The sequence below is a fragment of the Moritella sp. 36 genome (assembly GCF_018219415.1).
Lineage (GTDB): Bacteria > Pseudomonadota > Gammaproteobacteria > Enterobacterales > Moritellaceae > Moritella.
Map to the genome: position 1 here is coordinate 4,391,983 of NZ_CP056120.1, position 20,180 is coordinate 4,412,162.

Annotated in this window: 18 protein-coding genes; 8 read left to right on the forward strand and 10 right to left on the reverse strand. The window is 41.4% G+C overall.

Annotation, left to right across the window (positions count from 1 at the left end; translation table 11 throughout):
- Positions 1-93 precede the first annotated feature (93 nt).
- Entirely contained in the window at positions 94-1,488 is a 1,395-nt protein-coding gene (locus HWV03_RS19470) for a PhoH family protein (RefSeq protein ID WP_211677480.1), read from the reverse strand.
- 159 nt (positions 1,489-1,647) lie between these two features.
- Between HWV03_RS19470 and HWV03_RS19475 the strand changes: the two genes are divergently transcribed.
- On the forward strand, positions 1,648-2,076 hold the full coding sequence (locus HWV03_RS19475) for a tetratricopeptide repeat protein (RefSeq protein ID WP_211677481.1): 429 nt from the start codon (positions 1,648-1,650) through the stop codon (positions 2,074-2,076).
- Positions 2,077-2,337: 261 nt separating this feature from the next.
- Here HWV03_RS19475 and HWV03_RS19480 read toward each other — a convergent pair whose 3' ends face one another.
- Complete coding sequence (locus tag HWV03_RS19480) at positions 2,338-2,688, reverse strand: RidA family protein (protein ID WP_211673087.1); 351 nt, start codon at positions 2,686-2,688, stop codon at positions 2,338-2,340.
- Between the two features lie 214 nt (positions 2,689-2,902).
- On the opposite strand from HWV03_RS19480, the gene HWV03_RS19485 reads away from it, so the two are divergent.
- Positions 2,903-3,364, forward strand: a complete 462-nt coding sequence (locus tag HWV03_RS19485; protein WP_211677482.1) for a hypothetical protein — start codon at positions 2,903-2,905, stop codon at positions 3,362-3,364.
- A gap of 67 nt (positions 3,365-3,431) precedes the next feature.
- On the opposite strand, the gene HWV03_RS19490 is transcribed toward HWV03_RS19485, so the two are convergent.
- Positions 3,432-4,235 (reverse strand): transporter substrate-binding domain-containing protein, encoded by an 804-nt coding sequence (locus HWV03_RS19490; RefSeq protein ID WP_211673089.1) that lies wholly within the window; start codon positions 4,233-4,235, stop codon positions 3,432-3,434.
- Between the two features lie 207 nt (positions 4,236-4,442).
- Between HWV03_RS19490 and rcsF the strand changes: the two genes are divergently transcribed.
- Genes rcsF through HWV03_RS19505 form a run of 3 tightly spaced genes read left to right on the forward strand, consistent with a single transcriptional unit; the run spans position 4,443 to position 6,236 of the window.
- Positions 4,443-4,829: an Rcs stress response system protein RcsF gene (rcsF, locus tag HWV03_RS19495; protein ID WP_211673090.1), complete on the forward strand. Its 387-nt coding sequence runs from the start codon at positions 4,443-4,445 to the stop codon at positions 4,827-4,829.
- Between the two features lie 2 nt (positions 4,830-4,831).
- The gene (gene tsaA / locus HWV03_RS19500; protein WP_211673091.1) at positions 4,832-5,605 is read left to right on the forward strand and encodes a tRNA (N6-threonylcarbamoyladenosine(37)-N6)-methyltransferase TrmO; all 774 of its coding nucleotides are present in this window, start codon (positions 4,832-4,834) and stop codon (positions 5,603-5,605) included.
- Positions 5,598-6,236, forward strand: coding sequence for an acyltransferase (locus HWV03_RS19505; RefSeq protein WP_211673092.1), 639 nt, complete (start codon positions 5,598-5,600; stop codon positions 6,234-6,236). Before tsaA ends, HWV03_RS19505 begins: the two co-directional genes overlap by 8 nt.
- 37 nt (positions 6,237-6,273) lie before the next feature.
- Here the strand turns inward: HWV03_RS19505 and HWV03_RS19510 are convergent, their stop codons facing one another.
- Positions 6,274-6,888, reverse strand: coding sequence for a transglycosylase SLT domain-containing protein (locus tag HWV03_RS19510; protein WP_211677483.1), 615 nt, complete (start codon positions 6,886-6,888; stop codon positions 6,274-6,276).
- A 173-nt stretch (positions 6,889-7,061) separates the two neighbouring features.
- Here HWV03_RS19510 and HWV03_RS19515 point away from each other — a divergent pair, with 173 nt between their 5' ends.
- Complete coding sequence (locus HWV03_RS19515) at positions 7,062-8,783, forward strand: proline--tRNA ligase (protein WP_211677484.1); 1,722 nt, start codon at positions 7,062-7,064, stop codon at positions 8,781-8,783.
- A 215-nt stretch (positions 8,784-8,998) separates the two neighbouring features.
- Positions 8,999-10,126 (forward strand): patatin-like phospholipase family protein, encoded by a 1,128-nt coding sequence (locus tag HWV03_RS19520; protein WP_211673095.1) that lies wholly within the window; start codon positions 8,999-9,001, stop codon positions 10,124-10,126.
- A gap of 1 nt (position 10,127) precedes the next feature.
- Here HWV03_RS19520 and HWV03_RS19525 read toward each other — a convergent pair whose 3' ends face one another.
- The gene (locus HWV03_RS19525; RefSeq protein WP_211677485.1) at positions 10,128-12,098 is read right to left on the reverse strand and encodes a monovalent cation:proton antiporter family protein; all 1,971 of its coding nucleotides are present in this window, start codon (positions 12,096-12,098) and stop codon (positions 10,128-10,130) included.
- Between the two features lie 224 nt (positions 12,099-12,322).
- Here HWV03_RS19525 and HWV03_RS19530 point away from each other — a divergent pair, with 224 nt between their 5' ends.
- Entirely contained in the window at positions 12,323-13,198 is an 876-nt protein-coding gene (locus HWV03_RS19530; protein WP_211677486.1) for a GGDEF domain-containing protein, read from the forward strand.
- A 78-nt stretch (positions 13,199-13,276) separates the two neighbouring features.
- On the opposite strand, the gene HWV03_RS19535 is transcribed toward HWV03_RS19530, so the two are convergent.
- From HWV03_RS19535 to cgtA, 5 genes are all read right to left on the reverse strand, one after another.
- The gene (locus tag HWV03_RS19535) at positions 13,277-15,619 is read right to left on the reverse strand and encodes a zinc/cadmium/mercury/lead-transporting ATPase (protein ID WP_211677487.1); all 2,343 of its coding nucleotides are present in this window, start codon (positions 15,617-15,619) and stop codon (positions 13,277-13,279) included.
- Positions 15,620-15,827: 208 nt separating this feature from the next.
- Complete coding sequence (locus HWV03_RS19540) at positions 15,828-16,454, reverse strand: HD domain-containing protein (protein ID WP_211677488.1); 627 nt, start codon at positions 16,452-16,454, stop codon at positions 15,828-15,830.
- A 48-nt stretch (positions 16,455-16,502) separates the two neighbouring features.
- A complete protein-coding gene (locus tag HWV03_RS19545; RefSeq protein WP_211673100.1) occupies positions 16,503-16,850 on the reverse strand; it encodes an ArsR/SmtB family transcription factor in 348 nt (115 codons plus the stop codon).
- A gap of 200 nt (positions 16,851-17,050) precedes the next feature.
- Complete coding sequence (locus HWV03_RS19550; RefSeq protein ID WP_211673101.1) at positions 17,051-18,400, reverse strand: NCS2 family permease; 1,350 nt, start codon at positions 18,398-18,400, stop codon at positions 17,051-17,053.
- 404 nt (positions 18,401-18,804) lie between these two features.
- On the reverse strand, positions 18,805-19,986 hold the full coding sequence (gene cgtA, locus HWV03_RS19555; RefSeq protein ID WP_211673102.1) for an Obg family GTPase CgtA: 1,182 nt from the start codon (positions 19,984-19,986) through the stop codon (positions 18,805-18,807).
- Between the last annotated feature and the right edge of the window lie 194 nt (positions 19,987-20,180).

Below are 20,180 nucleotides of genomic sequence, written 5' to 3' on the forward strand. Positions count from 1 at the left end.
TACAATTTTTATTTTGCATTCTAAAGTTTAAAATAATCACAAAAAAACGGGCTTGAAAGCCCGTTATCGGTATCATTAAAATCTAATGATTAATTACATATTATGCTCAGCAAAAGAAGCTAAACGGCTACGTTGCACTCCTTTTAAGAACACATTGGCACTGCCGTCAAAATCTTTAAAGCGTTCCACGATATAAGTAAGACCCGAGGTTACAGCGGTCAAGTAACTACTATCAATTTGCGATAAGTTACCCGAACACACAATTTTAGTGCCCTCGCCACAACGCGTAATAATGGTCTTAAGCTGCGCAGCAGTGAGGTTTTGACACTCATCTAATAATACAAACGCATTTTGAATCGAACGACCACGCATAAAGTTTACTGACTTGAACTGTAAGTTCGCTTTCTGCTTAATGTATTCAACTGAGCCATCTTTACATTCATCGTGTTTATGCAAAACTTCTAAGGTATCCGTGATCGCGGCCAACCAAGGCAACATTTTTTCTTCTTCCGTTCCAGGTAAGAAACCGATGCTTTCCGCAATTTCTGGCGTGTTACGTGTAACAATCACCTTGTCATACATTTTTCGCTCAACGACTTGCTCTAACGCAGCAGCCATCGCCAAAATAGTCTTACCACTCCCAGCGGGTCCGGTCAGAATGACCAAATCAATATGCGGATTAAGTAAAGCTTCCAGCGCCATGCCTTGATAAATATTCTTAGGATGTATACCCCAAGCTTTTTTTGACATCAGACGTTCACGGCCTAAATCAACAAAACTAATTTCTCCCTTGTCCTTTCCGACAACACGGGCGGCAAAGTGATCCGTTTCATCAATCAGGTATTGGTTAATAAAAGTATCTTTAAGCAATTCCGTTTCGACAGTATGAATGGTCTTTGAACCCATCGTTTCACTTTTCATGCTTTCACTGTGGCATTCGTTTATCTCTTGCCAAAAATCGCCAGCGAATTTATGAAAGCCGGTCGCTAAAAATTTAATGTCCTCAATCAATTGATCAGAACGGTAATCCTCTACCCGATTAAGCCCTGCGCCCTTCGCTTTCAAGCGCATATTAATGTCTTTGGTGACCAGTACAATTTCGCGATCAGATTGATTTTGCAGGAACAACGCGGCATTGATAATTCGATTATCGGGTTCATTTTCAGTAAAGAAAACATCTTGCTTCATCACGCTATGATCAGCAAAAATAGAGATCTTGCCCAATTTATTTTTACTTTCTATTTTTTGCAATGGCACACCTTGACTGATTTCTTCAGGGGTGGCGTTTGAAAAAATATCCTCCAATGCACGAATAGCGACTCGTGCATCCCGACTGACATCCCTTTTTCTATCTTTGATATTATCGAGCTCTTCTAAAACAGTCATGGGGATCATGACATCGTGCTCTTGAAAGGTGAAGATAGATAAAGGTGCATGTAACAACACGTTGGTATCGAGAATGAAAACTTTGTTATTGGTACTTTCCATAAAAACACCTCTTTTAGTTCGACTAACCCTTAGCGCTTAGCCGTCGACCTTGTTGATTTCATTTTTAGCCATTTTTTTACAATATCTGTGCTGCAATACGATATACTTACAAAATACATACCTCTGATGACCCTATCAGGCTTTTATTACGGAAATAAGATGACAGCAACCAAGACAGCACTTGACCCTAAGCTATTTAAAAAAATCGAAATCATTTGTGAAAAAGGTGAAGAGCAGCTCGAAGCTGAAGAATACAAAACTGCGATCGATACCTTTATGCAAGCTTATGATCTTGTTCCTGAACCTAAGATCCACTGGAATGTATCAACATGGATCCTAACAGCACTAGGTGATGCACACTTCATGTTAGGCGATTGGCCGTCATTAGAAGAAGCAACTGGTTTTGCTATGTTATGCCCTGAAGGTGCGGTAAATCCTTATTTACACCTACGTTTAGGTCAAGCACACTTTGAACTTGGCAACATGGGGCCAGCGAAAGAGCAACTAGAAAAAGCATTTGAAGCTGAAGGTGAAGAAATCTTTGGTGATGATGATCCAAAATATTTAGCCTTTGCCAAAGCTAAATAAAACAATAATTCTACCACCCTCTTTTACTATTATAGTGGGTGGTTATTATTCTGACCAAAACATCGAACAAACAAGTACCTAATCTAAAATAAACGGTAAGCCTAATAACGCAGGAGTCGCTATTCTTACGCTTAAATTAGAGGATAAAATGACGTGAATAACAACTATAAAGGTAGGGCTCGTTAAATATAATAAATAAAAAAGCAGTTAATACTGATGGCAATCAATACATCCCTGCTCTATTACATACCGCACTATCGCTTATACGATCTCAGCTGCCACCACTGAAATTTCAACTAATAACGCCTCACGTGCCATACTCGCTTGTACACATGCTCGTGCAGGTGCATGACCCGCAGGTACCCATGCATCCCAAACTGCATTCATTTCAGCAAAGTCAGTCATCTCTTTGATATAAATCGTTGCTGATAGCATGTGTTCTTTATCACTGCCCGCTTGGGCTAATAAATCCGTTACTTTTGCTAACATGGTTTCAGTTTGCTCTTTGATTCCATACGTTGCATCTGCGCATACTTGGCCACATAAGTAGATAGTACCGTTGTGCTTTACAATACGGCTCATTCTTTGCTTTGTTTCTATTCTCTCTATCATGCTACCTATCTCTCAATCAAATATGTCCAAGGTCGGACTAATGGCTACATTTTAACTTGTATAGTAAATTTTTCCACCTAAATACATTTCATGTGTATAGATGGTACTTAGTTAAATCTCTGTAACAACCCTGCCTAAAAACAACATTATTGACATCTAATCAGCTACATTTTAACATGCGATCGTGAATAAACACTATTAAGGATAATGGAAATTGAACATAACAAAACGAATTTGTGCCACTATTTTATTGTCAGCCTTAGTACCGAATGCTATCGCTGCCACAGCGTTTACCTGTGATGATTTGATTGGGGAATGGAAGGCTCCGATGGGTAACAACCAGACCTTCATTTTTATGAAAATAACGCCATCGACAATCAGTAGTACAGACAGTAAGGTATTTTCAGTACAATATAATACGATGGGTACTGAAAATGTGGATGACTATGAAAATAATAATAATTTATTCTGCTTTGAAGGCCTTAATGACAAGGATGATCCTAAGGGTATAAGACCCTTAACAGTAGCGTTCGAAAATCTTTATGGTGGGCATTCAATTGGTACTTATAATGATGAACTACAGCAACTATGGGCAGGTTTATTAGCCAAGGATAAAACTAACAAAAAATTCATTTCTCGAATGGATTCGTTCTGGTTTACCAAAGAACAAAAATAAAAACCAACGCCGAGATATAAGTCGACCTGATCAAATGGCGGTAGTGTAACGACTTGATCAGGTTTGTTTATTGCTTAATGGCCAAACTCCATTTACGTAAAATTTTATTTTCGACTTTTGGCTCAATTTGCATGATCGCCTTATCTAATATTTTACGTAACATGGCTTGGTCTTTACGCACTCCGAAGCGATAACGGTTCACGTATTTAGTTCGACCTGATACGGTTAAATTTTTAAGCCCAAGTTTGGCAATTTTGTAACGCAACACAAAAAGTGATTCAATCGTTGCAACTATCTCACCACTGGCCGTTCTTCTCAGTGCTTCATCTGTGCTATCGACACGACTCACAATAACTCGAGGGTAGTTGTTACGTAGGTATTCTTCATACACATAACCTTCTACCACGGCCACTGTTTTACCGCGTAATGATTTTAAGTTACGAATACCATGCACATTTTTTTTAGTCGCTAATGCTGCAACCGCTTCAACATAGGGAGCTGTAAAAATTAGCCATTGTGAGCGCCTTGGTGTTTGATTGAGAAAAGACAATACATCACACCCCCCACTACGAGTAACATCTAAACTTTGTTGCCAGGTCTCTGTTTCTCGAACTTGAAATTCGACATCTAACATCGCCGAGAACACAGCTATATAATCAGCAGCAATACCAATGTAACCCAGTTTAGGGTCCCATGCTTCGTAAGGCATCCAGTTAGGATCGATACACAACTTTATCGGCGCGCGAGCAGAGAGATAGGTACGTTCCTCTGCAGTAAGACGTATTTTATCAATACCCGCATGGGCATAAAGGCTAATACTGGCTAAACTTAGTGAACATAATACAGCGATAATACAGCTCGTTTTTGTCATCGTCTTGCTTACCTCATATGGCGTTTATCCAATATAAGTTAAGACTATAATCGTCTAGCTATCTAGTAAATAACCACAATTATTCACGTTCATCGCTCATTTTAATTGCGATAAATTAGATAACATGCGTAAACACCCTAAAAATAAATGTCTTTAAGCCAGTGATAGAATTATAATTAAACCCAAATATCACTCGATTAAAATGCCATGAAATATTTAATATTACTCACAGTACTACTGAGCGGCTGTAGTAAGTATCCGTTACAAACAAATTTAGATAAAGATAACTTCACCGAATACTTCTCTATTTCAGGTGTCGAATATTACACTGCTGGCGCACTACAAAATTATCAGGTTGAACAACTGGGTTTAGTTGAAGGCGAAAGTTGCCAAACCGCCACGAACCTTCCTCCAGCAGAAGAGCAGCAAGCTAAAATTGCCGCCAAACGTAAAGCTGCTGCGCTTAATGCTAATGGTATTATTATTCGTTCATGTATCGCCCCTCCCGCATCTAAAGCCTGCCTTAGCAGTTATGTGTGCTATGGCGATGCTATCAATGTAAGTCCTTTAAACCGCAGTAATGACGACAGTTGATAATGAAACTAGAACTCGAAACCGTTGGGATTATCCATACCCCATATAAAGAAAAATTTGCCGTGCCGCGTCAACCAGGTTTGGTTTCCGCGGCTAAAGCACAGCTCATTTTAAGCCCACCATTTGATGAAGCAGATGCCTTACGTGGGCTTGAGCAGTTTAGTCATGTATGGCTGATATTTGCTTTCCATGAAACCATGGGTAAAGGCTGGAGTCCGACAGTACGTCCACCCCGTTTAGGCGGTAATGAACGCTTGGGTGTTTTTGCCACCCGTTCAACATTTCGCCCTAACCCGTTAGGCCTGTCGGTAGCGAAACTTGATAGTATTACAATTAAAAATAATCAGTGCATTTTGAATTTATCAGGCATTGACTTGGTCGATGGTACGCCGATTTTAGACATCAAACCTTATGTGCCTTATGCTGACAGTTTACCTGATGCTCAAGCGGGTTACGCAACTGACGCCCCCATTGCAGATATGCCGGTCACGTTTACAGACGAAGCCTTGAATCAAATTGCAGCACAGAGAAAAAAGCATCCCGAATTACAGACCTTTATCGCACAGGTATTAGCTCAAGATCCACGTCCTGCTTATAAAAAGAATAAGACAACACGCCAAGAATACGGAGTAAAGTTGTATGACTTTAATGTACGCTGGACAGTAGAAGATAATATCACGACTGTATTTTCGGTAATTAAAACTGACACAATAACAACGCTTGCGACAGTCACTACACCTACAAAAGAAACTGAGCCGGAAAGTACAAATGATTGATTATATTGCTCAGCACAAGCGTCGCTTAGCGTGGATGCCGGGTTTATATTACAAACTAAAACCCAAAGCATTAAGCTGGGCGAAAACGTGGCAAGCCGACCTACAAACTTATGTCATGTCGGTCGAAACCGTGGAATTTGGTGACAATTGCTTTATTGCCCCCGATTGTCATATGTTTGCAGAACCCGGCCGTAAGATCACCATGGGCGATAACTGTTTCTTCGCTGCTGCGAGTTTTATTCACGGGCCAATGACACTGGGGAATAATGTTGCGATCAATCACAGCTGCTCATTAGACGGGGGGAAAAATGGCATTATCATTGGTGATGATACCCGCATTGCCAATAACTGCCGTATCTATGCCTCTAATCACGGTATGCATCCTGACCAAGTTATTTGGCAGCAAGCCTCAACCTCCCAAGGCGTGATTATAGGTAAAGACGTTTGGATTGGGGCTAACGTAGGAATTGTCGATGGCGTGACGATTGCGGATAATGCAGTGATTGGGATGCAAAGTGTGGTAACGAAGGATGTACCACAATGGGCAATAATGGCTGGAAATCCCGCGCGTCAAATTGGCGACAGACGGGATAAAAAAGACAGTCTGCTAAAACAAATTCAGACCGCGTGACGGTCTGAATTTTCCTATATTGTTAATTTCAACAGGCTTATAAGAAGAACAGACGCCATAACCAGTTCGAATCTAAATCTTCTTTACAGGTGCGATACTGACCCGCATATTTCAACGAACGCTGGTTTACTTTCTTCGCCACTTTCTTCAACCACGGTTTTTGGTTATAGGTTTTACGCTTATAACCGCCCCAACCTTCGTGGTAATTCAAGTATTGCTTCTCGGCATCCCATTTAGATACCCCATTGATTTTTTGAGATTTATTAATAAACCACCCCATAAAATCCATGGCGTCATGAAAATCAGAACGGCTTGACCAGCTATTTCCTGTTTCCTTAACGTAATCACCCCAGGTCATCGTTTTTGCTTGGGCATAACCATAGGCAGAACTCGCGCGTCCTGTCGGAATAATCCACCAATACTGCATTGGCGGCTGGGCATTATGCTTAAATGAGCTTTCTTGATACATCATCGCCATTGGCACATGCACAGGCACGCCCCATTTTTCTTTACTGTCGATGGCCGCTTTATACCAATCGTATTTTTCAATAAAGATATCGCAAATATTTTCCGGATTACGAGGTTGTGACGAGCAACCAAACAATACGCTGCCGACTATTATAAGTGCAGCTAATCTCAGTGTTTTTTTCATTTTAAGTAGCATAAATCCAATTTTGGCAGCCAGTATATGGCCTACGAGAAACGAATAAAAGGACACCAGTCAAAAATAAATAAAACTAATCACGAACTTTTACTGTTTACTCAGGCGTCGCCCTGTTAAAATCGCTCTCTTATATCGATTTTATTAGTAAATAAAGGAACGTTATGCGCAGCAGCAATTACTTGCTTTCAACTTTGAAAGAAACTCCAAATGACGCAGAAGTAATTAGTCACCAGCTAATGCTTCGTGCAGGTATGGTTCGTCGTCTTGCATCAGGTCTATACACTTGGTTACCGACAGGCTTACGAGTTTTACGCAAAGTAGAAAACATCGTACGTGAAGAGATGGACAAAGCAGGTGCTGTTGAAACTCTAATGCCAATGGTTCAACCAGCAGATTTATGGCAAGAAACAGGCCGTATCGATAAGTTTGGTCCTGAATTGTTACGCATTAACGATCGCCACAACCGTCCTTTTGTTTTAGGTCCAACGCACGAAGAAGTGATCACTGACATCGCGCGTAAAGAAATCAACAGCTACAAACAACTGCCGTTGACGCTTTACCAAATCCAAACTAAATTCCGTGATGAAGTTCGTCCTCGTTTCGGTGTGATGCGCTCGCGTGAATTCCTGATGAAAGATGCATATTCTTTCCATTTATCAGATGAATGTCTAAACGATACGTACAACAAAATGCATCAAGCATATTGCAATATCTTCGAACGTATTGGCCTAGAGTACCGTCCTGTACTTGCTGATACAGGTTCAATTGGTGGTGCTGTATCTCACGAATTCCACGTACTTGCAGAAAGCGGCGAAGACGATATCGTATTCTCTGACGGCAGCGATTACGCAGCAAACATCGAAAAAGCAGAAGCACTAGCACCTGCTGGCGAACGTCCTGCAGCAACGCAAGAATTAACCGTTGTTGATACACCAGATGCACACAGCATCGAAGACGTTTGTAAATTCTTAAGCGTTGACGCAACACAAACAGTAAAAACACTGCTTGTTGCTGCTGAAGCAGAAGAAGGCGCAGCACAAGGCGTTATCGCACTTGTTCTACGTGGCGACCATGAACTAAACGAAGTGAAAGCAGAAAAAATTGCTGGCGTTGCGTCCCCGTTAACATTTGCTAACGAAGCTCAAATCCAAGCAGCCGCAAACTGCGATGCAGGTTCTATCGGTCCTAAAGGTCTGAACTGTCCTGTTGTTGTTGATCGTTCAGCTGCACACCTAGCAGACTTTGTTTGTGGTGCTAACGTTAATGGTCAGCACATCACTGGCGCTAACTGGGACCGTGATATTGCAGAATACACAGTTGCAGATATACGTAACGTGGTTGAAGGTGAAGCGAGCCCATGTGGTAAAGGTACACTGTCAATTAAACGTGGTATCGAAGTAGGTCATATCTTCCAACTTGGTACTCAATACGCTGAATCTATGGGTGCTGGCGTACTGAATATGCAAGGTAAGCAGCAAACGATGACAATGGGTTGTTATGGTGTTGGTGTTTCTCGTATCGTTGCTTCAGCAATCGAACAGAACCACGATGAAAACGGTATTATCTGGAACGAGTCAATCGCACCATACAAAGTATCTATCATCCCAATGAACATGCACAAATCAGCAGACGTGAAAGAAGCAGCAGAGAAAATCTACGCTGAGCTTCAAGCCGCTGGTATCGAAGTACTATTTGATGATCGTAAAGAGCGTCCAGGTGTTATGTTCGCGGATTCTGAACTTATCGGGATCCCACACAACATCATCATCGGCGATCGTAGCCTGAAGAATGGTCTAGTTGATCACAAACTACGTACGACTGGTGATAAGACTGAAATCGCACTGACTGACATCGTAGAGCACATTAAAAGCCTACTAGCATAAACAAATACGCAATTAACTAACTTCGGTTAAGTGAACAATCAAAGCCAAGCATCTGCTTGGCTTTTTCGTGTCTGAAAGCGCGAACATCTAGAAATCCCCCTAAATCCCCCTATCCAACAGTATTAATTTGGCGAAGCAGTGAGTCTTTAACAATAATTAATAGAGGATATTTCTTCTTTGATTAAACAGAATTTTATCTATGGATTTGGCTTGTTATGGCAGGGACTAAACAAGGACTATTATTGACAGGAGGTGGCGCAAGGGCCGCGTATCAAGTCGGTGCGCTAAAAGCCATTGCGGAGTTTTATCCCCGTAATCACGGTACACCTTTTAAAGTAATCACTGGTACATCAGCAGGGGCCATCAACAGTTGTGCGATAGCTTGCTACGCCAGTTGCTTTCGCTTGGGGGTTAAAAAGCTCGAATACATCTGGAATAACTTCCACGCCAACCAAGTATTTCAATGCAGTTTTAACGAAATATCACGGCACTTGTTACTTACCTTTTTATCACGATTCCAGTCGCCACACGTGGTGCGACAACCGGTATCCCTGTTTAACAACAAACCCTTGCGTAAACTGCTGGATCGTTATTTGGATATGCGCCGTATCGACATTAACATTCAACGCAAACACCTAGATGCGATTTCGATCACCGCATCTGATTATAGCAACGGTGATTCCATCAGCTTTTTTCAAGGTAATCAGCAATTACAAGAATGGCAACGCGCCCGTCGCAGTGGGTTACGAACACAGTTACACGCCCACCATTTATTAGCGTCTTCCGCTATCCCTTTGGTCTTCCCTTGTACCCAAATAGGCCATGATTTTTATGGTGATGGTTCCGTACATCAGCTATCACCATTGAGCCCCGCCATCCACCTTGGCGCAGAGAAGTTACTGGTGATCGGTGCAGAACAACCACCACAAAAGCTTAAACCTGGAGAATTACGCCAGACTCCATCAGGTGCCGATATCGCAGGGCATCTACTCGATACCGTTTTTACCGATACCTTAAACTCTGACATTGAACGGTTAAAACGTATTAATGACACCCTAACATTAACTCCAGAATCACAACTATCAACGTTAAATATAAAACAGATTGGCTTATTCCACTTAGCCAATGAACATGATATTAATGCCATTGCCGATGAATACTTTTACGAATTACCCATCACCATCCGAATGCTATTACGCACCATAGGGGTAAATGAACACAGCCATTCTTCAATTACGTCTTATCTGATATTTGAACAAAACTATACGCGTGAATTAATGCGCTTAGGCTATCAAGATGTATTAAAACAAGAACAGGAATTAAGGGCTTTTTTAAATATATAATCTAGCCAGCCCAACCACCTAACAAACAATGTTCCGCCCGCTTTACATAACGAGAAGGCCCACAAACCAGTACCACATCACCCACTTCAAAAATAAAGTCTTGATGAACTTGAGTCAACTCAATTCCTTGTCGGCGCACTGCACGGTAACTGACTTCTTTTAATTTCACTTCTGCGACTGTTTTACCAATCGCGTAAGCACCAAACTCAAGCCGGATCGCGTGTAACCGTTCTAACGCTTCACTTTCTTCAAAAGACACATTGCTTTCACCACCAAAATAAAACCCGTGTAAATGGTTATAATGCCCCTTTCGTTCATGCTGTAAGCGTTTCAAAATACGTTTAATTGGTACACCAGAAATAGCCAAGACATGCGAGACCATCATTAAACTCCCTTCTAAGGACTCAGGCACCACATCAGTCGCCCCCGCATTATGTAACATCTGTATATTGGAGTCATCAGTGGTACGTACTAATACCTTCGCATCGGTTAATGGTTTAACTACCTTTAACAGTTCAATGGCTTTCTCGGTATCGTTAAACGTGATAATAATCGACTTGGCTTTCTCTGCACCTAACATCATTTGAATTTCACGGCGACTGGCATCACCAAATTCAATTTTTTCACCACCATTTAAGGCTTCTTGCACACGAACAGGATCACGATCGATAACAGTATAAGGGATACCTTCAATTTTTAAAAAACGCGCGATAGTTTGCCCGCTGCGGCCATAACCACAAACGATCACATGATCACTGTATTGCCCAGGAAGTGGTGGTGATAGTCCACTTTTACGTTTAGGTTTAGGTTTAGACTGAAATAATAACCGCCGCACGATGCCCTGATGGCAATCAATGAACCAAGGTGTTATCGCCATACTGATAACCCCAACACCAACAAGGGTCGAAATTAACGGTAAAGGTAATAATGCCAATTTTCCAGCTAACGCCAATAAAACAAAACCAAACTCCCCCATTTGCGCTAATACTAAGCCTGTACTAAGCGCATTACTGCTGCTTTCCCCTAACCATTTAGCAAGTATAAACACCAGGATAATCTTGCTTAACATCATCACCACAAGCACTATTATTAAACGAGGCCAATCCTCGATTAAGCTCGGTAAATTAAGCAGCATACCGATGGTGATAAAGAAGAGTCCCATTAATACATCGCGAAATGGACGGATATCAGCTTCGAGTTGATGGCGATAAGGCCCCTCACCTAGCATCATACCAGCTAAAAAAGCGCCCAATGCCATAGATAAACCTAACCAATGGGTCATAAGCCCTGCGATTAAGGCCACTAATAATGTCGACATGACAAAAAGCTCATCAGAACGAATTAAAGCTATCTCTTTAAACAAGGTTGGTAATATCCAGCGTCCCACGGATAAGATCAAAAATACCGCGAATAGACCTTTGACCATTGCCCAACCCATTTGCTCGGCAATCAGCATGACATCGCCACTTTGCTGCGCCAATAAAGGGATCATAATAAGGAAAGGCACCACCGCGATATCTTGAAATAACAGCACACTGATAGAGAGCTTAGATAAGCGACTATTCAGTAATTTCGATTCAGCTAACTGCTTGATCACAATAGCTGTTGATGACATTAACATCGCAGATGCAACGACAAATGCTTGTGCCCAATAGAGTGAAGCAAACAACCCGAGCAGCATAAATAGCACGCCAACACTCAGCACTTGCCCACCACCAAGCCCCACAACTAAATGTCGCATCGATAATAAACGCGGCAGTGAGAACTCTAAACCTAATGAAAACATGAGGAAAACGACGCCCAATTCGGCAAACAGTTCAATATCAGCTTGTTCAACAATTAATTGAAAGCCATAAGGCCCAGCAATCATACCCGTAGCAAGGTACGCGAGAATAGGCGGTAAGTGGATACGTTGGAATAACGCCACGAGTGCAACCGCAAGAGAAAGTAATTGAATGATATCAATAAACAAATTATTTTCCTCCTTAATCAGTTACATGAACGCCATCAATAGCGTGACTAAGATAATAAAAACAATGCCACTAAAGAATATGTACTAGCTCCCGATTTAACAAGTTGACCAAAGGATCAATAACAAAGATCCGCATTAATTAACCCTAATTTTTAAAAATATGGTACACAATATGCATTATTTAACATCACACTAGACTAGTGATTTTTTTGACTGAGGTTAAAATGGATAATTTAAGCATCATAAACGCCCCCAAAATGCATACTAATTATGGGCTTACTACGCCAAAGCGACAACAGAAGTTAAGCTTGGCACAAACCATTACCACGTTAAAAAAATTACAAACTAGCCTAGACGTCAATTCTTTGTTACATAATTTTGCCGCAATAGCGGCACAGCATGTCCGCTTTACCGGTTTAAGTTTTACTGAGGCAGCCAACAATATCCAATTAAAGACTGACTGCACCGCCGTTTTTCAACAACATTATCATTTGACGGCACAAGGTAAAGATTTGGGATCGTTGGTATATAGCTCAGTCAAACCATTACAAATTAATGAACTCAGCGTATTAAAAGAATTACATCAACTGCTGGTCACTAATCTCATGCACGCCTTAATGCTACAAGAAATGCAAATTAGGATCATGAAAGATCATTTAACCGGTTTAGATAATCGCGCGAGTTTTGATGAAAACATTCAGCGTTCTTATAGCCAATGCCAGCGTCATAAATCCAACATGGCGTTATTGATTACTGACTTAGATGATTTCAAACGTATCAATGATACTTATGGCCATCAATTTGGTGATCGTATTTTGAAACATTATGCGCGCGTATTGCAGCGTAGTATTCGTAATAGTGATATCGCATTCCGATTAGGTGGCGATGAATTTGCAATTATCTTGCAGCCAGCATCAGAACAATCAACTCGCTTAGTCGTAGAGCGTATTGACGCTGAAATTAACAATGACTCACTACTGAGCGAATTTCAGATCACCTCTGCAATTGGTTCGGCAACGTGGCGAACAGGTGAAACGATCGAGAGTTTATTTAAAATAGCCGATGAAGACCTGTATAACAGTAAATTAAACATCAAATAAAAAGCTCACCAAACTAAGTTTGATGAGCTTTGTTAAGTATAGAACAAAATGTACTATTTATTTTTACCGTTAAACGTATTATTTCTTACCATTAAATCGTAATAGTCTTAATGCATTAGCTGTAACAAGTGCAGTGGCCCCTGAATCCGCTAGAATAGCAACCCACAGTCCTGTGAATCCAAGTAATGTCGTCACCAAAAACACAGCTTTAAGCCCAACCGCCAAGGTAATATTTTGTTTAATATTAGCCAATGTTTCCTGACCAAGCTCAACCATGTGTGGCAATTCAACTAATCGGTTATGCATTAATGCTACGTCTGCCGCTTCTAACGCTACATCGGTACCACCGCCCATCGCAATACCAAGTTTTGCACGCTTCATTGCTGGCGCATCGTTAATACCATCACCCACCATTGCAGTATCTTTACCCTGGTTAAGTTCACCAACAATACGTGATTTATCTTCTGGTAATAGTTCGGCACGATATTCCATGCCTAGCGAATCGGCGATTACTTTCGCTGTTCGGCGGTTATCGCCCGTTAACATCACGGCATTAATACCGAGCTTTTGCAATTTTTCTACCGCTTCACGCGCATCTTCACGAATACGATCAGCCAGTGCAACCAAACCAATAACGATCTCGTTTTGCAGCACTACAACTGTAGTATTGCCGCCATTTTCGAGGTTTACGATAGCACTTCGAACCTCAGGAAGTTGCGCTAGCTGTGCGGTCATATGGTGCGGAGCTAATAACTTAATTAACTGTGCAGACTCACCCAGTTGAACTTCACCTTGTACACCCAAGCCCGCTAATGTCTGGTCATTACTAACCGCTAACAAAGCGACTGATTTTAGTTCCGCATGCGTCAATATCGCTTTTGCTAATGGGTGATTCGAAGTTTGTTCAATACTCGCAGCAAGCTGTAATACCTTATTTTCATCATCAATAAAGCTAACGATACTGGTCACTTCGGGTACACCTTGCGTTAATGTACCGGTTTTATCAAAGGCAATTTGTTGGATACGGCCAATCTGCTCTAGCGCTGCACCACCTTTCACTAACACGCCACGTTTACTGGCTGCAGATAATGCCGATGTCACTGCTGCTGGTGTAGATATTACTAAGGCACAAGGACAAGCAATCAGTAACAATGTTAACCCTTTATATACCCACTCAGTCCAATCACCGCCAAACAATAATGGTGGCACAATCACAACAACTAATGCTAATAACATCATTGCAGGTGTGTACCAACGACTGAATCTATCAAGGTAACGTTCGATTGGTGCTTTGTTTTCTTCCGCTTCTTCAATCAGATGTAGAATACGGTCAATCGCATTATTACCAGGTTCTGACACAACACGTAATTGCGCAACACGATTAACAGCTAAGCTACCCGCCATCACAATATCGTCAGCTTGATGCTCAACAGGAACAGATTCACCCGTTAATGCACTTTCGTCAAAACTAATACCAGAAGCAAGTAACGCACCATCAGCCGGTAGACGATCGCCGGGTTTAATTTCAATAATATCGCCTGGTTGCAAGTCACTTGCTGCAACTAGCACGCGCTTATCACCCACTATTTTAGTTGCTTCCTCTGGCACTAATGACATTAATGATTTAACGCCTTTACGTGCTTTACCTGCTGCAAACGATTCCAGTTTCTCCCCGATCATGAACAGTACAAGTACCATTGCAGACTCTGCGGTTTCGCCTAAAATAAGGGCGCCGACGGTGGCAACTGACATTAATGTTTCGATGGCAAATGGGGTACCTGAACGCGCTAATTTAATTGAGCGGTTAATAACAGGAATAACACCAAATACACTGGCGAAGGTAAAAAGCCACTGACTTGCATCACTGTTAAATTGCGTTAGGATTGCGGCAATAACGATGGCACTGACTAACGTAATCGCATGCCAATGTTCACGGATGTTTTGTGATAGCGAGTTATCTTCTTCTACATTTTTAGCTTTTTTACCCGCTTCTTGTAACTTAAAGCCAGCCTTCACAACAGCATTAATAACGTCTTCTTTTATGTTATCAACAGTATTGCTATTGGTGTTTTTTTCGATATCAACAAGTAGTTTTTCGGTGGCGAATGCAACACGGCATTGCTTTACTTGTGGTAATGCTTGAACGACTTTTTCTACTTTTCGGGCACAACTCGGGCAATCCATGCCAGTGACTAACCAAGATAAACGGGCAGTTAAGCTACTGGACTCGGGTTCCTCGTCGTCAGCAATAATCTCGTTTGATTCTACGGGTACACAGCAAGAATCGCTACTTGCAGATGTTACATTATGCTCATCTGTATGTTGATGTTCGTGTACGTGTGTTTTGCTGTGATCACTACCACAACATCCTAGGTTTGATTTTGATGCGACTGCTGTTGCAGTATTGCCTTTACATGACATGCGTTTATCCTCGTAAATAGAATTGAATCAAAGTTAGTAATATAAATAACAGTTAAAGCGTTCAAGCCAGTTAACTTACATATAAATATATATTCATATTAAATTTCATTCAAGTGTATTTACAAAAAAAAGCTAACTCATTCGTTATTGTTCACGAAAAATAAGTTAGCAGTCATGTTCTTAAGCGCTATATTTAAGTTTTAACTCTCTACTCGTGCGTCAGTAGTTCAGACTGTAACTGCGCTAAGAAATCACGCATATACACGCTGCGTCGCTCTGCTTCCGCCTTTGCAGCCTGTGTATTCATACTCTCGCCCAACATCAGCAACTTAGTAAAGAAGTGATCGAGCGTGTACACATCGTCATTTGGCTCACGATCAACACAGAGTGGATCAATGCTGCTATAGAGCTGACGATTAAGCTTACCACCGACTAAAATACAGCGGACAATACCAATGGCACCAAGTGCATCCATACGATCAGCATCTTGTAATATTTTCGCCTCTAAAGTTTCCGGCGTAATATTCGCGCTAAAGCTATGTGCGACGATGGCATGATGAATAGCTTGGTGATATTGCTGAGGGTAATTTATCTCTTGTAAGAATGCCACGGCACGATCTGCTGCTAATAAAGAGGCTTGCTTGCGTTGTGGATGATCTTTCGCAACCGATACACAATCATGCAACCAAGCGGCGGGCTCTAAAATAGCCAATTCAGCCCCTTCACACGCACCTAGCTGTCTAGCGGTTGCAACAACACGCTCAATATGGTCGATGTCATGCGCGCGATCGGCACAACCAAGTTGGGTTAAAAATTCGATAAATAGGTTTCGCATGGCACTCTCTTTAAAATAAAACCTTTAAGCTAGGAGCTCGAATAAAAATTATGCATGCTCAGTCACGTGGCAAGCCAGATCATGTACCACATGACGAATATGGTGATCATCCAATCGATAAAGGATTTGTTTACCTTGACGTTCAGAGCGTAAAATACGCGCTTCACGTAAATGACGTAAATGGTGGCTGGTCAGTGATTGTGACATCCCAGTAACTGCTGATAACTCAGAAACAGGAACAGGTCCAGCCATACAGGCAAGTACTAAGCGAATACGGCCTTCATCACCTAACAAATGAAAGAGATGCGCGAGAGAAGCAATATGCTGATCATCTAATGCAGGTAATTCAGCACTACATTGTGGTTCTGGGCAACATTGAGATTCTAATTTTGGCATTCTGCCCCGCTAAGATAAAATGGAATGAAAGGAAAGTGTAACACTTAAGGTCATAGGGGCAACACCTACAGGGTTTGAAGATCAAAAATGCCAGCCTAATATACACGAATAGCGCATACTCAGCTGGCACTTATTTATCTATTAGCTGCGATCACATTAGCGGTAACACAGGCACCGTCAATGATTGGCAGTCTAACGCATTAGATAAATGCTAATTTCGCGATGAATACAACAGCTAATACATTCATACCTAAAGACACATCAGCAGAACGACCTGTGCAATGCTTAATGATAGTGAATGATAAGAAGCCTAAGATGATACCATCAGCGATTGAATACGTTAGTGGCATCATAATAGCGGTGATTGCAGCAGGAACGTAGTCTGTGAACTCACCCCAGTTCACTTTATGTAGGCTACCAACCATTAAGAAAGCAACATAGATTAACGCGCCAGCCGTTGCGAAACTTGGTACAACCTGAGCTATTGGTGCAAAAAACATTGCCGCTAAGAATAGTAGACCAACAACAACTGCCGTTAAGCCTGTACGACCACCTTCAGCAATACCCGCATTACTTTCAATGTAAGTTGTTACCGGCGGACAACCAATTATCGCACCCGCAACACTTGCAACACTGTCTGCAGTTAATGCTTTATTGAGGTTTTCAATTTTGCCATCTTTGTTATACATGTCTGATTTTTCAGCGACACCAATCATGGTACCAGCCGTGTCAAACATGTTTACAAATAAGAATGCGAGGATGATACTGACCATAGATACGTCTAACGCACCCATTACGTCCATTTTCATGAATGTTTTAGATAAGCCAGTTGGTAGTGATACGACTTGATCTGGTAGGCTGACTAAACCCATTACCACACTGATTGCCGTCGTAATAACAATACCGATTAATACCGCACCGAATACTTTACGTGTTGCTAAGATAGCGATAATTAAAAAGCTGAGTGAGCCTAAGATAACTTTAGGATCATGAAAGTTACCCAGTGTCACTAACGTTGCAGGGCTTGCAGTGATGATGCCAGCTGCTTTTAAACCAATAATACCTAAGAACAGACCAACACCCGCTGTCATTGCGTAGCGCAAGCTGCTTGGAATACTATCGATAATCCAACCGCGTAGTTTCGTTACACTCATGATGACAAATACGATGCTTGAAATAAATACAGCACCTAATGCTACTTCCCAAGTATATTCCATTCCCTTTACAACAGCGAAGGTAAAAAAGGCATTAAGCCCCATACCTGGCGCTAGACCAACAGGCCAGTTCGCATAAAGACCCATGAAGATACAGCCAATTGCTGCACTAAGTGCTGTTGCAACGAATACCGCTTGGTAATCCATGCCCGCAATCGACATAATATCAGGGTTAACAAATAGAATATAAGCCATGGTGACAAAAGTAGTTAAACCTGCCATTACTTCTGTTTTAATTGTCGTATTATGTGCTTTTAACTTAAACAACTTTTCCATCAAAGTTGCAAAAGTAGAAGTGTTCGTTGAAGCAGAGGTAGACTGACTTGCGGTATTCATTAAGGTACTCACTTTTTGTTTCGTTCACCTTACTCACTGTATGACAGTGGCTGTCTGTACTTATTGCTCTTTAATGCAACTGATAGATACAAACTAAGGTGACTGGATATTTAATAAATGGCTATCGCTTAGCGGAAAAGTGGAAAGTTCTAAGCTGACAATTATTAAATAACCGGATTTAAAATATAGGTAATTATTACCTGCTATATTCACTTTGTGAACGGGCGGGATTATCTGCTAATTTGAGTTGAATTGAAAGTTTTTTGTCATTAAAGCATACGTTTATTATGTAAAACCATGATTTCAGTGCAAATTATGGACCAAACGCCTAAAAGTATAATTTTAGATAAAAAAATACCAGCACATGGCTGGTATTTTAATATAAACGTAATGTTTAATTAGGCTTAGTCACGAGCATAGATAACGTGGCCGTCATCTTCTTCGTCCCAATCATCCCAATCGTCATCATCATCGCAATCTTCAATAACGGCGTGATTAGCAATTTGGTCTTTATGGTATTCATCCCATAAGAAGCCAACATCGCCATCATCTTCAACTGGCATTTCGATCTTAGGACGTGGCATAGACTCAATCTGTTCCATCATAGCGCGAACAAGGTCTTTGGTACCAACACCACTTGAAGCAGACATAGTATGAACTTCGCCTTCCCAATTAATCGCAGCCACTACCGCTTTAATTGTTTCTTCAGCTTCTTCATCTAATACAAGATCGGTTTTGTTAAATACTAACCAACATGTTTTAGCTGCTAGCTTGGCACTGTATTTTTCCAGTTCGCTAACAATAACTTTTGCGTTTTCAGCTGGATCACTCATGTTCTCAGGTAATAGGTCAACAATGTGAACCATTAAACGACAACGTTCTAAGTGACGTAAGAAACGGATACCTAGACCAGCACCATCAGAAGCACCTTCAATAAGACCTGGGATATCGGCAACCACGAAGCTACGCTCTGGGCTTGCACTTACTACACCTAGGTTAGGTACTAATGTTGTAAACGGGTAGTTTGCAACTTTTGGTTTCGCAGCAGAAATCGCACGAATGAAAGTAGACTTACCAGCATTTGGTAAACCTAATAAACCGACGTCAGCAAGTAACATTAGTTCTAAACGTAAGTTACGCACTTCACCTGGTGTACCTAGTGTCTTTTGACGAGGTGCACGGTTTACACTGCTTTTAAAACGAGTGTTACCTAAACCGTGGAAACCAGCTTTAGCAACCATTTTACGTTGACCGTGCATAACAAGATCGGCAATAACTTCACCAGTATCATCATCTGCTACACGCGTACCAACAGGAACACGTAAAGTGATATCTTCACCACGAGCACCCGTTTGATCTTTAGGACGACCATTCTCACCACGTTCCGCTTTATGGAAGCGGACAAAACGAAAATCGACTAGCGTATTTAAGTTTTCATCTGCAATCATATATACATGACCGCCATCGCCGCCGTCACCACCATCAGGGCCACCACGAGCAACATATTTTTCACGGCGGAAGCTTACACAACCACTACCGCCATCACCGGCTTCAACTTTGATTCGGGTTTCATCTACAAATTTCATTTCGCTATCGCTCCTACAAATTAGGAATGCAGTTAGTTGCACGGATTAAGTAATCGATCTCTTAACCAGTAAGATCACTTCATCCGTAAAATAATTGAATCAATAAATTAATCCGTGCAGCTATCAACTTTATCAATGGAGAATTATAACTCGACAAGCTTAACCAGCAAGTTGATAAAATAATCTCGATCAAT

Excerpts from the sequence above, each read along its gene's own strand:
- HWV03_RS19470 (WP_211677480.1), bottom strand. The coding sequence starts at position 1,488 with ATGGAAAGTACCAATAACAAAGTTTTCATTCTCGATACCAACGTGTTG.
- HWV03_RS19475 (WP_211677481.1), top strand. The coding sequence starts at position 1,648 with ATGACAGCAACCAAGACAGCACTTGACCCTAAGCTATTTAAAAAAATC.
- HWV03_RS19480 (WP_211673087.1), bottom strand. The coding sequence starts at position 2,688 with ATGATAGAGAGAATAGAAACAAAGCAAAGAATGAGCCGTATTGTAAAG.
- HWV03_RS19490 (WP_211673089.1), bottom strand. The coding sequence starts at position 4,235 with ATGACAAAAACGAGCTGTATTATCGCTGTATTATGTTCACTAAGTTTA.
- rcsF (WP_211673090.1), top strand. The coding sequence starts at position 4,443 with ATGAAATATTTAATATTACTCACAGTACTACTGAGCGGCTGTAGTAAG.
- tsaA (WP_211673091.1), top strand. The coding sequence starts at position 4,832 with ATGAAACTAGAACTCGAAACCGTTGGGATTATCCATACCCCATATAAA.
- HWV03_RS19505 (WP_211673092.1), top strand. The coding sequence starts at position 5,598 with ATGATTGATTATATTGCTCAGCACAAGCGTCGCTTAGCGTGGATGCCG.
- HWV03_RS19510 (WP_211677483.1), bottom strand. The coding sequence starts at position 6,888 with ATGAAAAAAACACTGAGATTAGCTGCACTTATAATAGTCGGCAGCGTA.
- HWV03_RS19515 (WP_211677484.1), top strand. The coding sequence starts at position 7,062 with ATGCGCAGCAGCAATTACTTGCTTTCAACTTTGAAAGAAACTCCAAAT.
- HWV03_RS19520 (WP_211673095.1), top strand. The coding sequence starts at position 8,999 with ATGGCAGGGACTAAACAAGGACTATTATTGACAGGAGGTGGCGCAAGG.
- HWV03_RS19530 (WP_211677486.1), top strand. The coding sequence starts at position 12,323 with ATGGATAATTTAAGCATCATAAACGCCCCCAAAATGCATACTAATTAT.
- HWV03_RS19535 (WP_211677487.1), bottom strand. The coding sequence starts at position 15,619 with ATGTCATGTAAAGGCAATACTGCAACAGCAGTCGCATCAAAATCAAAC.
- HWV03_RS19540 (WP_211677488.1), bottom strand. The coding sequence starts at position 16,454 with ATGCGAAACCTATTTATCGAATTTTTAACCCAACTTGGTTGTGCCGAT.
- HWV03_RS19545 (WP_211673100.1), bottom strand. The coding sequence starts at position 16,850 with ATGCCAAAATTAGAATCTCAATGTTGCCCAGAACCACAATGTAGTGCT.
- HWV03_RS19550 (WP_211673101.1), bottom strand. The coding sequence starts at position 18,400 with ATGAATACCGCAAGTCAGTCTACCTCTGCTTCAACGAACACTTCTACT.
- cgtA (WP_211673102.1), bottom strand. The coding sequence starts at position 19,986 with ATGAAATTTGTAGATGAAACCCGAATCAAAGTTGAAGCCGGTGATGGC.